13 protein-coding genes are annotated in these 13650 nt (G+C 44.0%); all 13 read right to left on the bottom strand.

Annotated features, from left to right (window positions below; translation table 11 throughout):
- Nucleotides 1-67: 67 nt before the first annotated feature.
- The 13 genes from NH462_RS07805 to flgG all read right to left on the bottom strand — a co-directional run bounded on the left by NH462_RS07805 (nucleotide 68) and on the right by flgG (nucleotide 13635).
- Nucleotides 68-364: a hypothetical protein gene (locus tag NH462_RS07805; protein WP_253105277.1), complete on the bottom strand. Its 297-nt coding sequence runs from the start codon at nucleotides 362-364 to the stop codon at nucleotides 68-70.
- Complete coding sequence (gene fliS / locus NH462_RS07800; protein ID WP_253105275.1) at nucleotides 345-773, bottom strand: flagellar export chaperone FliS; 429 nt, start codon at nucleotides 771-773, stop codon at nucleotides 345-347. The genes NH462_RS07805 and fliS overlap by 20 nt, the downstream gene beginning before the upstream one ends.
- A gap of 15 nt (nucleotides 774-788) precedes the next feature.
- Complete coding sequence (gene fliD, locus NH462_RS07795; protein WP_253105273.1) at nucleotides 789-2201, bottom strand: flagellar filament capping protein FliD; 1413 nt, start codon at nucleotides 2199-2201, stop codon at nucleotides 789-791.
- Between the two features lie 23 nt (nucleotides 2202-2224).
- Nucleotides 2225-2656 carry a flagellar protein FlaG gene (locus tag NH462_RS07790; RefSeq protein WP_253105271.1) on the bottom strand — a complete coding sequence of 144 codons (432 nt, stop codon included), beginning with the start codon at nucleotides 2654-2656 and terminating at the stop codon, nucleotides 2225-2227.
- Between the two features lie 79 nt (nucleotides 2657-2735).
- Entirely contained in the window at nucleotides 2736-3734 is a 999-nt protein-coding gene (locus NH462_RS07785; protein ID WP_253105269.1) for a flagellin, read from the bottom strand.
- A gap of 161 nt (nucleotides 3735-3895) precedes the next feature.
- Entirely contained in the window at nucleotides 3896-4897 is a 1002-nt protein-coding gene (locus tag NH462_RS07780; protein ID WP_253105267.1) for a flagellin, read from the bottom strand.
- Nucleotides 4898-5376: 479 nt separating this feature from the next.
- Nucleotides 5377-6375, bottom strand: a complete 999-nt coding sequence (locus NH462_RS07775) for a flagellin (RefSeq protein ID WP_253105266.1) — start codon at nucleotides 6373-6375, stop codon at nucleotides 5377-5379.
- A gap of 316 nt (nucleotides 6376-6691) precedes the next feature.
- Nucleotides 6692-7927 carry a flagellar hook-associated protein FlgL gene (gene flgL / locus NH462_RS07770; RefSeq protein ID WP_253105264.1) on the bottom strand — a complete coding sequence of 412 codons (1236 nt, stop codon included), beginning with the start codon at nucleotides 7925-7927 and terminating at the stop codon, nucleotides 6692-6694.
- Between the two features lie 2 nt (nucleotides 7928-7929).
- Nucleotides 7930-9942 carry a flagellar hook-associated protein FlgK gene (flgK, locus tag NH462_RS07765; protein ID WP_253105262.1) on the bottom strand — a complete coding sequence of 671 codons (2013 nt, stop codon included), beginning with the start codon at nucleotides 9940-9942 and terminating at the stop codon, nucleotides 7930-7932.
- A 1-nt stretch (nucleotide 9943) separates the two neighbouring features.
- On the bottom strand, nucleotides 9944-10918 hold the full coding sequence (flgJ, locus tag NH462_RS07760) for a flagellar assembly peptidoglycan hydrolase FlgJ (RefSeq protein WP_017218085.1): 975 nt from the start codon (nucleotides 10916-10918) through the stop codon (nucleotides 9944-9946).
- Nucleotides 10919-11026: 108 nt separating this feature from the next.
- Nucleotides 11027-12127, bottom strand: a complete 1101-nt coding sequence (locus NH462_RS07755; protein ID WP_010369273.1) for a flagellar basal body P-ring protein FlgI — start codon at nucleotides 12125-12127, stop codon at nucleotides 11027-11029.
- A gap of 19 nt (nucleotides 12128-12146) precedes the next feature.
- A complete protein-coding gene (gene flgH / locus NH462_RS07750) occupies nucleotides 12147-12830 on the bottom strand; it encodes a flagellar basal body L-ring protein FlgH (protein ID WP_010369278.1) in 684 nt (227 codons plus the stop codon).
- A gap of 16 nt (nucleotides 12831-12846) precedes the next feature.
- Nucleotides 12847-13635 (bottom strand): flagellar basal-body rod protein FlgG, encoded by a 789-nt coding sequence (flgG, locus tag NH462_RS07745; protein ID WP_010606305.1) that lies wholly within the window; start codon nucleotides 13633-13635, stop codon nucleotides 12847-12849.
- Between the last annotated feature and the right edge of the window lie 15 nt (nucleotides 13636-13650).

Genomic DNA, 13650 nt, shown 5'->3' with positions numbered 1-13650 from the left:
TACTTACTTAAATTAGCATACATGCCAGCAAGTAAAATGCCAACTAAATGATAGAAAACAAAATTTTCTAAAGGTTGGCCCTATAGGCTTTTAACTTTCCGGTATTACGCCGAAAAGTACCTAACTGCTCCTTGGTCTGCTCTTTCGCTTGTGCAACTTGAGTAAGCACAGTGCGAAAGGCTTGTTCAAAACGCACCATATTTTCCTGGTGCTCAACCCATTCATGCTGCTCAATAGCGTGTAATAGCTCAGAAATTGCTACAATCCCTTCCTGAGCCTTGCCATATTCTTCTTGTTCAATAGCTTTTGTTGCGTCGTCTAGCTTTACAAACAAGCCATCAATATCAACCATAACTTGACTCACTGGACTGCTGATTCAGTGTTTCCATGCGAACATCAACAGGAATGGCATCCCACGCCGATTTAATCTCTTTGAGCAAACCCGACACTTCATCGACAATCGATGCATCGTTTTTCATGGCCGCATCTACCAAGCGATCCAGCATGTAGCTATACAGTGCATATAGGTTTTCTGTCACTTCGCCACCGACTTCGAAGTCCAAAGATGCTCGGAGGGCTTCAATGATAGCTGACGCTTTCGAGATATGTTCAGCTTTTGCTTCAAAATGCTTTTTCTCAATCGCAACTTTTCCAAGCACCATTTTTTCTAGTGCTCCGGCCATCAGCATTTGAATAATTTCGTAGCGGTCAGCACCTGCTACGCGCGTTTTTAGCGCCTCTTTTTGATAATTTTTTACTTTTGCATTATACATGGCAACACTCTCTATTTACGATTTAGAACTGGTAAAGCCTGGTAGACTGGCCAGCTGAGATCCCAGATAAGTCTGAGTTTGTTGCATTTGAGCAAGCAACACGTCCAACCCAGCGTACTTTTTTCTCAATCCTGCTTCCAGTTCAACCATTCTTTCATTTAAGTCAATTTTGTCTGCATCGATGTCTTTTATCTGCTCATTAAGATTGTTTTCTCTTTCTTTCAGCAGCCCCTTTGGCTTGACATACTCCTCGAGCAAGGACTCCATCTGCTTTGCGATACCATTTTCACCAGCAAAAGCCTTGCCAATATCGTCAAAATTTTCATCCATGGCTTCATTCAGGCTGCGTACCAGTGACGACTTTTCCAGGTAGCCATCTTTCTTAACACCGATCCCCATATCAAAAATCGTTTCGAACGGACCAGCATCAGTGAGGGTTGCCCCCAATGTATTAATTAGTTGCGCACTCAGTGAACGCATACTGGCGTCACCATTGAGCGGTTTACCTACCCGCGTTTGCAAACCGATCTGGCCGATCAAGTTGTTGTAATTAGTGATTAGCTCATCCACTAACTTGTTGACACTTTCACGGTCAACATCTACGTTAAGTTTGGCTGTTTCCCCAGCCTCGCTCTCACGCACCGCCTTAATCGTCAAATCTTCTACTGCATCTTTGAATGTATTTGAGCTGTTGTTGATGGTTATGCCATCAACAACAATAATGGCGTCCTGAGCAGCATCATTAGCCGGGTCGATGGCCATACCACCACCGCCACCACCATTGGCATCGGTAGACACATTATCCAGCTCAGCATTGTCGTTCGTGACCTTGAGATCATTGCCCGCACCTGTAACATTCGATGTAAGCACCAACTTACTGCCCACACCATTAATACCAGTATTGACAATATTGGCAGTCACACCAAAATTTGTATCAGCATCATTGATAGCATCACGCAGCTCAGACAAGGTCATGCCTGCGGTGACATCCAGAGTAAAGGACTTGTCAGCCCCAGCTTCAAAGGTCAGTGTTCCGCCTGATGCAGAAACGACATCGTCAGCAGAAGTAAACAGGCCGTCGCCCGATACGGCGCGACTGCCCTGTGCAAGTTGCTGTACTTCTATCTTAAATGAGCCGGTAGAAGTACTGGATGTGGGTGTTGCTGAAATTAAGTCCCCACCACTAGGTTGAGTAATGCTGGCAGTACGCTTACCAAAGTTCTTTATATCTGCCAGCTTTTCGAACGTATCCTGTAATTTAGATAACGCCGACTTCACTTCACCAATAGACGAAAGTTCGACTTTCAGAGAGTCTTCTTTTTCCAGCAATCGCTGCAGTTTTGGATTTCTTTCGGCGCTGACGGTCGCACTAATAATGCTTTCCAGATCAAGGCCAGAACCAATACCTGCTGATGTAATGAGTGGCATAACTATACTCCAGTACCTGCTTATTAAGCAGTGTGATCAAAAATCAACCCTTTACCCTTTATGGTATCGGCAAAGTCATCCAGAGCTTTAGCAATTTCCCTGATGTCTTCAGATGGGATCTCGCGGATCACCTCGTCACTGTCTTTGTCAATAACCCGAATAAACGGCGGGTCTCCCGATTCATCAAACTCAAATGACAAGTTTGTTGAAGTGACGGGAATAATTTCATTTAACTTATCCAGACTGGCTTTAACATCAACACTTTGTGCCTGTTGCGCTTCAGCCAACTGCTGGTTTACGCTCGTTTGCTTCTGTTCCTGCACTTCCACTTTAGTCGCATGTTCTACAGGACGCTGAGAGTCTGTAAACTTGCGACCTTCCGTGTTATTTACCAGTTCCGTCCGAGAAGCAGAAGAGAAGCTACCATTTTGCTGTGATAAAGCTAGATCATTCATACGAAAAACCTCACTTGAAATCTAACTTCCTTTAGTATAGGCCAAGTCTGACGAGAAGTCTGGACCTGACCCTACCGGCTTATCCCAGTAGCGATAGAGCCACCTGAGGACGCTGATTAGCCTGACTCAAAATAGAACTACTCGCCTGTTGCAAGATTTGCATCTTGGTCAGATTAGCGGTTTCTTGTGCGAAGTCAGTATCCTTGATACGCGAACGTGCTGCACTCAGGTTCTCAGAGATGTTCGATTGGTTACGGATAGTTGATTGAAAACGATTCTGCACTGCACCCAATTCAGCCCGCTTTTTGTCCACAACTGCAATGAGTGCGTCCATACCAGCCAATACCTGCTGTGCACCAACTTGTGTGGATACACTGATACCTGTTTCAGTGAATACCGAAGCAAACGTATTTGATGCCGTGTAAGCAGAGTCTAGCGCTGAAAGCGTTGCTTGTTGAGCTGTTCCAATAATACCCACTGATGGTGCGCCATGTAGCGCTTTACCAGTAACTGTTGATGCAGCTCCAGCAATACCTGAGAGTGTAAAACCACCATTTGCAGTAAGTGAGTTTCCTGCGGCTGTTCCACCCACCTCTCTCATACTAAACCCAATCGTTTGGGCAGCATCAGCACCAACCTGAAAACTAGCCTCGTAACTACCATCTAATAGGTTTTGACCACCAAAGGTAGTATCGGATGCGACTCTGTTCACTTCACCCACCAAAGAGCGGATTTCTTCCTGAATTGCTAGACGGTCTTCATCCGTATTGCTTCCGTTTGATGCTTGCTGAGCTAAGGTCCTGACCCGCTGAAACATTGAGGTTACCTCATCCAGCGCACCTTCTGCGGTTTGTGCAAGTGAAATACCGTCATTAGCATTTCGAATACCTTGATCCAGACCATTTATTTGGCCAGTCAAACGATTTGATATCTGCATACCAGCCGCATCATCAGAAGCGCTGTTTATCCTAAAACCTGAAGATAACCTCTTGAAAGATGTATCGAGTGAGTTGCCTGAATTCATCAACTGTCTTTGAGCGTTCAAAGAGCTCGCATTAGTATTTACATATAAAGCCATAATAGCCTCCGCTTTATCAATTATTTTCGAAGTTCCGGGGTACCCCTACCCTCTCACTTCGATGAGTTAGAGTCCTAAAATTATAGTTCTCTAACTCTCCTATCGACTGATAAATAGAAAGCTTTAGCTTAATTTTCAAAAAACTTCATAAAGGGTTAAATTTAGCCCTGTAGTAAGCTCAGTGCAGCCTGCGGCCTCTGGTTAGCTTGACCTAGTATTGTCTGGCTAGCCTGTTGTAAAATCTGGTTTTTCGTAAGCTTCGCTGTTTCCATTGCAAAATCTGCATCCTTAATCCGCGACTTTGCTGCACTCAAGTTTTCAGAAATGTTCGATTGGTTACGGATAGTTGATTGAAAACGATTCTGCACTGCACCCAATTCAGCCCGCTTTTTGTCCACAACCGCTATGAGTGCGTCCATACCTGCCATTACCTGCTGTGCACCAACTTGTGTGGATACACTGATACCTGTTTCAGTGAATACCGAAGCAAACGTATTTGATGCCGTGTAAGCTGAATCTAACGCCGACAGCGTTGCCTGCTGTGCGGTGCCGATAATACCCACTGATGGTGCACCATGCAGTGCTTTTCCACTTACTGTTGACGCAACCCCGGCAATACCTGAGAGTGTAAAACCACCATTTGCAGTGAGTGAGTTACCAGCTGCTGTCCCGCCGACTTCTCTCATTGTAAAGCCTATAGCCTGAACGGCATCAGCACCAACTTGGAAACTTGCCTCATACGTACCGTCCAGTAGATTCTGGCCACCAAATGTGGTATCGCTAGCGACCCGATTTACCTCCGCTCCCAGCTGTCTAATCTCTTCTTGAAGCGCGAGGCGGTCTTCGTCTGTATTAGAACCGTTAGCAGCTTGTTGTGCCAATGTTCGGACACGCTGAAACATAGAAGTGATTTCTTCCATAGCTCCCTCTGCGGTCTGTGCTAATGATATTCCATCATTAGCGTTACGGTTGCCTTGTGTCAAACCCAATATCTGTGACTGTAATCGGTCCGAAATTTGCAATCCCGCAGCATCGTCCGCCGCACTATTGATACGTAGACCTGAAGATAAACGTTTGAACGATGTATCTAAGTCATTACCTGAGTTCATAAGGTTACGTTGCGCATTTAATGAACTCACGTTGGTATTTACATATAAAGCCATAATTCACTCTCTATTTGCCAAATCAAATATCTATTTGATAGATAGTTAAATGACAAAGCGGCACTTATGCATCGGGTCTAAAACCTACTAAAGGCAACCAATTGCCACTTTGACGCCAAATTTTGTTCTCTGACAAAGTAGATGCAATTACCGCTCCAACTTTTAAAGATGTTCGGATTTTATTCTAGAACTAGCTTTAGCTAGCTTCATACAAATATCTTTCAAAACGAAGAGGATATTATATAGATAAGAAAGGATGGAGATATAGGAGATATAAAAGAGGCTTTCGCCTCTTTTATAAAGTTTAAGAGTGAGTGTCATTTTACTAGCGCAATACTGGCACGTATTGTGCTTTGATAAACATGTTCATATGTTTTGTGAACGCAATTGGATTTTAAGCTCCTCCGCTTTATCATCCGATTCGGTGCCTAGGCAAGTACCCCAATCGGCCTAGGCACCCACTTTATACCTCACTAGAATTATCCAAGAAGACTTAAAGCCGCTTGAGGACGTTGGTTAGCCTGACTTAGGATTGTTTGACTTGCCTGTTGAAGGATTTGCATTTTAGTTAAGTTTGCAGTTTCCTGTGCAAAGTCGGTGTCTTTAATCCGAGATTTCGCAGCTGACAAATTTTCAGAAATATTAGACTGGTTACGAATGGTTGACTGAAAGCGATTTTGGACCGCACCTAACTCAGCACGCTTTTTGTCAACAACCGCAATCAGCGCATCCATACCTGCCATAACTTGTTGTGCACCTACCTGAGTCGATACACTGATACCTGTTTCAGTGAATACCGACGCAAACGTGTTTGAAGCTGTGTAAGCTGAATCTAACGCCGACAGCGTTGCCTGCTGCGCCGTTCCGATAATACCCACAGATGGAGCTCCATGCAACGCTTTACCAACTACGGTCGAAGCAGCTCCTGCGATACCCGAAAGCGTAAAGCCACCGTTAGCAGTGAGTGAGTTTCCTGCAGCCGTACCGCCCACCTCTTTCATTGTGAATCCAATAGTCTGTACCGCATCAGCACCAACCTGGAAGCTTGCTTCATAAGTACCATCCAGCAAATTCTGACCACCGAAAGTAGTATCAGAAGCAACCCGATTCACCTCACCCATCAATGAACGGATCTCTTCTTGAATTGCCAGACGGTCTTCATCTGTGTTAGAACCGTTAGAAGCCTGTTGTGCCAATGTTCTGACACGCTGGAACATAGACGTTACTTCTTCCATTGCACCTTCAGCAGTTTGTGCTAAAGAGATGCCGTCGTTCGCGTTTCGGTTACCTTGGTTTAGACCATTGATTTGTGAACTCAAACGGTCAGAAATCTGTAGGCCTGCAGCATCATCAGCAGCGCTGTTGATACGAAAACCTGATGATAGACGTTTGAATGATGTATCTAGTGAATTACCAGATTGCATTAATTGTCTTTGTGCGTTCAATGAACTTACGTTAGTATTTACATAAAGTGCCATGATGGTTCTCCCACTTTAAATCGAGTCTTTCACTCTCAAACTTAGATTCTTTTCCAACCTTTGAATGTTTTTCACTCTCCGGCTTGGTTAATTAAGTTATCGGTCGGCAAAAAATTTCCTTTAGTATTTTTTTTTAAAAAAATTATCGTCATGATTTCTATATGCTTTTATTATTGCTCTAACAGATATGGCAAAGTTTTGACGCACCTAGGTTACGATCAGAGAAGTGAATGAAAATCTATTATTATTCAGATTGTTACGAGGAAGAATTGAGTTTAGAGCGGTGTGAGAGTAAACGGCCCGTAAAGGCCGTCTTTTAACGAATATACTCTAATAGAGAAAGGTTCGTTAGGCGGCCAAATGTTGCCTGAGATGCCTGCAGCGCAGTTTCATGCTTGGTTAGCTCTGAAATCGCAGAGTAGAAGTCGACCTCAATCAGAGCCGCTTTATTTGCCTTATTATCAATGTCCAAGTCTGAATTTGCATCAGACACAAGCTTAGCAGCATTTAACCTGCCACCAAGCCCTGCTTGTCCTTGCGATATCTTGATTTTGGCATTGTCAAGTCCAGTAATGCCATCAGCCAGTACCTGTTTGTAATCATCGCCCGTAATACTGGGGTCTCTCAATGACGTAATCATAGATTCTAACGTATTTAGAATATTTTCCTTCTGGGGCTTTTCTAAATCAAAGCTTATTTGGCCCGGCGCAGCACCAGCGAAGTCAAACTCCATACCTGCGACTTTAATAGTTCCGCCTTCTGCAGTACCAGTTGAAATAACCGTACCCCCCTGCTCAAGCTGGTAAGTATTTGGCGTACCCGCTGTGACTACTAAGTCAAAGGTGTTTGCACCTGCAGGCGCACTTGGATCGGCGTTGTAATTTGCTTTATGAAACTTATCAAACACAGCTTGCTCATCTACATAAACCGATGCAGAAGTAATTCCACCAGAAACCACACCTGTATTTGACGTAATATTCAGTCGCTTCTCTGCACTTTCAAATACATCAAAACCGTTATCACTTGAGCGTATTTCAACCCCTTCAGAAACTTTTATTTTATGCTGTCCTTGGTCACCGTTATATACGTACTTTCCAGTGGCAGAATCAAAGCTGTAGGTTTGAGTATTATCTTGGTAGCCGGAAAATATAAACTTACCATCCTCACTTTTTGAGTTCATTAAATCCAAAATAGTATCTTGGATGGACTCTAGCTCATCAGCAATCGCTTCACGGTCAACGTCAGATAACCCACCGTTACCTGCCTGTATCGACTTCGCATAAGCGCTATCAATGGCCGTTTTAATATTTTCTAGTACTGATTCTTGAGTATCTAATCTCGAAGACAACATAGTCAGGTTCTTGGTAAACTGATCGTTTGCTTGGATCCTGTCATCAAAAAGCATGGCTCTTGCAGTCGCTGAAGCATCATCAGAAGCACTCAATACCCGCTTTTGCGTGTTCAGCTGCTGTGTTGCTTTATTCACGTCCTGCTGATTACGCAAAATAGAATTAAGATTAGAATTAAAAATTTGATTTTGAGATAAACGCATAATTACCTCGCTGCACTTAATAAGGTATCGAACACAGTTCTTGCTGCCGAAATGACTTGCGCCGAAGCCGAGTAAGACTGTTGAAAACGTAACAAGTTGGCCGCCTCTTCATCTAGGTTTACGCCCGATAGAGACTCAAACCATGCACTTGACTGATTAGCCAGCGCTTCAAATGCCGCGCCATTGGTTTTCGCTTGATTGGTAATAACCCCAACACCTGTGACAATATCAGCATATGCTTCATTAAAGGTTTTATGGCTTTCGGTACTACCTGTAGACTCTACATTTTGTCTAACTAAATCCGATGATTTCAGACCATCGAGCGCAGCACCATTACGATTGTCATCAAAGCCACCAGTGTTAAAACTAATCTCAAAACTATCACCGGTATTCGGTGTACCCTCGATATCGAAAGTGAAGCCAAGATTATCAAAAGGTACAGGCGCGGCTCCCACCCCAGAAAGAATATCTTTACCATCGGCAGGAGCCGTAAAGGTATGCGTTGTACCTGAATTACTGGTTAACGTATATTCGTTAGCATTTGCTGTTTTAGTCAAAGTATAAGGACCATCATTCAACGTTGGCGGCGTTCCTGCAGTAAACGCACTAGTCGCTGGATCGGTATCAGTGACGACTCCCGCTGAAATGGTTGCCGTACCATTATTGTCTGCTGATTTTTCAGTACGAATTGGCGACGCTAATGCGAGTGCTTCTGGTCTTTGAGTTGCAAGCTCCAACCCAGTTGCAGCCTGTTGATTTAATTTCACAAGAAATCTATCACCTGTTGCACCACTACCCGTTACGTTCATTTGTAAGCCAAAATAATCGCCCGTTCCCGTGATGACTCCACCTGCAATATTACCAGTCGTCGGAGTACCGATAGGATTGCCTTTGGCATCTACAGCTGTTATTTCAACGGTTGTTGCACTGGTATAAGTAACTTGGAAATCGGTAGCTGGCAACTCATTGCCGCGCCCAGGCTCAAGTGTTGCCGTAAGCGCTGCGGTGCCTGTATTTTCGCTGTAAGCAAAGCCACCCACGGTAGGTATTTTAAATATATCTCCACCTATGTTGCCATCTAAGTCCATTCCCAATCTATTTTGCTGATTAAAAGCATCTGCCAATGCGAGGCCAATTTGACCTAGTTGGTTTTGTGCCGGGATCAACACTTCATCTCTAAACGCCAGTAACCCACCGATTTTGCCTTTCAAGCTGCCGCTATCTAACTCGAGCTGCACAACATTTTTATCTTTAATATCTAGGATTAGTTCTTTATGGTTAGGATCTGGGTTGCCTTTCATCGCGAATAAATTGAAGGCTCCACCTTGCATCACAAGTGCATCCCCAGTGCCTAAAAATACGAGCTTCTCGCCATTTTCACCATCGAGTGTTTCTATATCTACAAGTTCAGCGAGTTCCTTGATAGCTTGATCTCGCTCGTTAAGTACACTGTGATCGACATTGTTCAAATTGAGTGCTGATTTACTCGCTACTTGTTTATTTAACTCGCTGATTTTTTGAACAAGGTTGTTAGCTTCTTCTGAGAAAATATCCAATTGCTCGTTCACAATACTGTTTTGATCAACAACAATACCTGACAATCTATCCATTTGATCGACTAGGCCTTGAGCGCCTGTCATAAATAAAGAGCGGTTAGTTGTCGATGAAGGCAAGTTAATCGCGCTTTGTAAATTATTAAACATCGAGTTGATGCTCTTGCTCAGACTGTTTGAGTCTTGTGCAAACAACGTGTCAACGCGGCTTGCCTCAGTGACAAACTGCTCATAGTAAGACTGATTAGAAATATCACGATTTAACTGCTGCTGCGCAAATTGGTTGAGTAAACGCACGGTTTCACCGCGGCCAACCATCCCACCTATCATAGTTCCGTGTTCAGTCCGTTCACGGATATACCCTTTGGTATTTAGGTTAGCGATGTTTTTACTGGTGGTTTGTAGTAACTCAGAGTTAGCCCTAACCCCTGCCGCACCAATATTTAATAGATCAAATGACATCTCATCTGACTCCCTTTGTTAGCGCACCGGATAAGAAATCGGATACATCAATACGCTTTAGAACTGACTTAATTTTGTTGGCATAATTCGGATCGGTCGCGTAGCCTGCATTTTGAAGCTCACTTAAATAAGCATGACTATCACCAGCCTTATTTAAGGCTTGCTCGTATCTCGGATTGCCTTTTAGGAAACTGACATAATCATCAAAGCTTTGTTCAAGCGACTTATAAGCACGGAAATCGGCTTGCTTTTGCACCGGTAACCCTTGCTCAAATTCAAGTGTCGATTTTCTGGCGCTTTCACCACTCCAGCGGCTATCCGCTTTGATATTGAATAGATTAAAACTGCTACTACCATCTTTTTTGCTGATGATGTGTTTACCCCAACCGGTTTCCAGTGCAGCCTGTGCAACCATTACCGCAGGGTTCAAGCCTAACTTTTTCGCAGCTGTTTGAGCGTATTCCCAAATTCTGTCGACGAATTCCTCCGGAGAACCAAAGCCTGTTTGTTCATCGCTTGAGGTATCTGCCTTCACATTGACAGCCTGCGGTTCAGGCTTATTCATACTTTCACTCGTTGTCGCCTGTCTTTTAAAGGAAATATCGCCGTCAGCTCTCATTACTGAGGCAGGCTTATACTTTTCAGAATTAGGAGACAATTGCTGCACAATCAGATCTGCAAGTCCTAAGCTGCCCTGCTCAGATAAGTGCATCGAAAGTTGCTGATCATGCATTTCTTCAAAAAATTTGACACCGCTAGAGTTAAATGGACTGTCTTTATCCTCTAGCGCCTCATTCGCTTTACGCATGCTTTGTAACAACATTTGCGTAAAAATAGACTCAAACTGTTGTGCCGCCTTCTTCAATGCCTGATCTGAGGCACCTTGATCGCCAGCACCTTTAAGCGCCTCTTTACGGATCGAATCAAGGTTTCCTAGGTCAAAAAAGCTTTGATTTTTCAATTGGTCGGTGTTCATACACTCAGCACTGTTTGACGTTAATAACTATACAAATAGAAATGCAAAATCCGAGCCAAAAAAAAGCCCCACAATTGTAGGGCTAACTAGTTGATTAATAATGGAACATCAAATGACGACTAATTGACCATTTATTGCGCCCGCTTCTTTTAGCGCTTCAAGGATCGCCATTAAATCGCCAGGTGCTGCGCCAACTTGGTTGATTGCCCTAACCAAGTCATCAAGGCTCACGCCGGGGTCAAACACAAACGCTCGAGAATCATCCTGGTTTACATCAATAATACTTTGTTGCGTCACTGTTGTTTCGCCATTCGCCAGCGCATTAGGTTGTGACACATTTTGCTGCTCAGCAATTGTTACGGTAAGGCCGCCATGAGTAATTGCCGCAGGCTGCAACTTGACATTTTTGCCGATAACGATAGTGCCAGTGCGCGAGTTAACGATGATCTTCGCAGCGGTATCCGCTGGTTTGAATTCAAGATTCTCTAGCGTAGATAAATATGCAACGCGCTGAGACGGATCTCTTGGTGCAATTACTCGAACTGATGCTGCATCCATAGGTTTTGCACTATTTGGTCCAACAAGGCCATTGATAGTATCGGCCAAGCGTTTTGCGGTAGTAAAATCTGGTCTATTCAAGTTAAAGGTAATGTAATCACCCTGAGTAAACGGGCTTGGAACTGCTCGCTCCACTGTCGCGCCGTTTGCCACCCGACCTACTGTCGGGGTGTTGATCACAACTCGACTCCCGTCGGCACCATCAGCGCCCAAACCACCAACAATCAAGCTACCTTGCGCGATTGCATATACGTTACCATCGACCCCTTTTAGAAAGGTCTGAAGTAAAGTACCACCTCGTAAACTACCAGCACTACCAATAGATGAAACAGTAACGTCAATGGTTTGACCGGGTTTAACAAAAGGTGGTAAGTCAGCATGAACCGCAACAGCTGCAACATTTTTAATTTTTGGCTTTAAGCTTGCGGGCATCGTGATCCCAAAGCTATTCAACATCGCTTTAAAGCTTTGCTCGGTAAATCTGGTTTGCTCACCGGTACCAGGCAAGCCTACAACTAGGCCGTAGCCAACCAGTTGGTTTGAACGAACACCTTCAACCATACTGACGTCTTTAACTCGCTCAGCAGAAGCCAAAGAAGAAAAACTAACCAACGTAATGGCCGCACCGATAAGCAAAATATTCTTAAGCATATTGTTCATTTTCAGCACCTTAAAACGGCATCAGCGCGCTCATAAAGAAACTCGTTAACCAACCTGCACTTTGCACTTCTTGTTGGTCGCCTTTACCTGAGTATTGAATTCTAGCGTTTGCCACTCGATTGGACTCAACAGTGTTATCTGCCGTTACATCCTGAGGTCTTACTAATCCTTCTAAGCGAATAAATTCCTCGCCAGTATTGAGAGTTAACCACTTTTCGCCGCGGATCACTAAATTGCCGTTTGGAAGTACTCGGGTGACGTTTACTGAAATATTACCAAATAGGCTGTTTGACTGATTGGCTTGAGAATCACCAGAGAATGAAGAGCTTGAACTTGCTCCAAATTGTATCGCTTCCTTACCAATATTGATGGCATTGCCACCAAGACCAATAATCGGATCGAGACTAGCATCACTAGATTTATCAAGTTGAGAATTCGCAGCTTTGGTAGCCTGAGTCGTTTCTCTGAGTACGATGGTAATAATATCACCGACTCTTAACGCCTTTTTGTCAGCATAAAGATCATTGGAAAACTGCGTATTAAACAATGATCCTGTTGCTACCATTTGGGCTTGATTATCCTCGGGATAGATAGGTGCATAATACGGATCGTCACGCACCACATTTTTATTTTGTGTTGTACTACATCCAGATAATGCAGCGACCGTTACGATGGCTAAATATAATGCACGCATAATACCCCCTACCCAATTACAACTGTTGATTAATGTAGCTCAGCATCTGATCTACCGTTGAAATCACTTTTGAGTTCATCTCATACACGCGCTGTGTTTCGATTAGATTTACAAGCTCTTCGGTCACATTAACGTTTGACGTCTCAAGTGCGCCTTGCACAATCTTACCTAGCCCTTCAACACTTGGATTACCTTGCACTGGTGCACCACTTACCGCAGTTTCCGTGTACAAGTTTTGTCCAATCGGTTCAAGACCTGATGGGTTAATAAAGTCACTGATCGTCAATTGCCCAATGACAACGTTTTCAGCTTGTCCAGCAACGCGCACTGATACTTCGCCATCTTGAGAGATAGTGATTGACTGTGCATCGTCGGGCACATTCATCTCAGGTAACACAGGAAAACCCGCACCAGAGGTAACTATCCGCCCCTCTTCATCCGTCGTGAATTGACCGTTTCTTGAATACGCGGTTGTGCCATCTGGCATCTGAATCTCAAAAAAGCCCGGACCTTGAATCATCCAATCCAAAGAGTTTTCGGTACTTAACATATTACCTTGAGAAAAATTCTTTTGGTTAGCGACCACTTTGGCACCTGCACCAAGCATTAGGCCTGATGGTAGTTCTGTATCTTGAGAGCTGCGGCCACCTGGTTGATTGATGTTTTGATACAGCAAGTCTTCGAATATCGCCCGACTCTTTTTGTAGCCGACGGTACTGGCGTTCGCCAAGTTGTTCGAAATAACTGAAATATCAGTTTGCTGAGCATCTAAGCCTGTTTTACTTATCCATAATGCCGGATTCATAATCTCTACCTCACT

Source organism: Pseudoalteromonas sp. OANN1, assembly GCF_024124685.1.
GTDB lineage: Bacteria > Pseudomonadota > Gammaproteobacteria > Enterobacterales > Alteromonadaceae > Pseudoalteromonas > Pseudoalteromonas piscicida.
The sequence above is the reverse complement of the archived record's forward strand: the minus strand, read 5'-3'. Positions and strand labels throughout refer to the sequence as shown.

Bases quoted from the DNA above. Each gene is read 5' to 3' on its own strand.
- fliS (WP_253105275.1), bottom strand. From the start codon at position 773: ATGTATAATGCAAAAGTAAAAAATTATCAAAAAGAGGCGCTAAAAACG.
- fliD (WP_253105273.1), bottom strand. From the start codon at position 2,201: ATGCCACTCATTACATCAGCAGGTATTGGTTCTGGCCTTGATCTGGAA.
- NH462_RS07790 (WP_253105271.1), bottom strand. From the start codon at position 2,656: ATGAATGATCTAGCTTTATCACAGCAAAATGGTAGCTTCTCTTCTGCT.
- NH462_RS07785 (WP_253105269.1), bottom strand. From the start codon at position 3,734: ATGGCTTTATATGTAAATACTAATGCGAGCTCTTTGAACGCTCAAAGA.
- NH462_RS07780 (WP_253105267.1), bottom strand. From the start codon at position 4,897: ATGGCTTTATATGTAAATACCAACGTGAGTTCATTAAATGCGCAACGT.
- NH462_RS07775 (WP_253105266.1), bottom strand. From the start codon at position 6,375: ATGGCACTTTATGTAAATACTAACGTAAGTTCATTGAACGCACAAAGA.
- flgL (WP_253105264.1), bottom strand. From the start codon at position 7,927: ATGCGTTTATCTCAAAATCAAATTTTTAATTCTAATCTTAATTCTATT.
- flgK (WP_253105262.1), bottom strand. From the start codon at position 9,942: ATGTCATTTGATCTATTAAATATTGGTGCGGCAGGGGTTAGGGCTAAC.
- flgJ (WP_017218085.1), bottom strand. From the start codon at position 10,918: ATGAACACCGACCAATTGAAAAATCAAAGCTTTTTTGACCTAGGAAAC.
- NH462_RS07755 (WP_010369273.1), bottom strand. From the start codon at position 12,127: ATGCTTAAGAATATTTTGCTTATCGGTGCGGCCATTACGTTGGTTAGT.
- flgH (WP_010369278.1), bottom strand. From the start codon at position 12,830: ATGCGTGCATTATATTTAGCCATCGTAACGGTCGCTGCATTATCTGGA.
- flgG (WP_010606305.1), bottom strand. From the start codon at position 13,635: ATGAATCCGGCATTATGGATAAGTAAAACAGGCTTAGATGCTCAGCAA.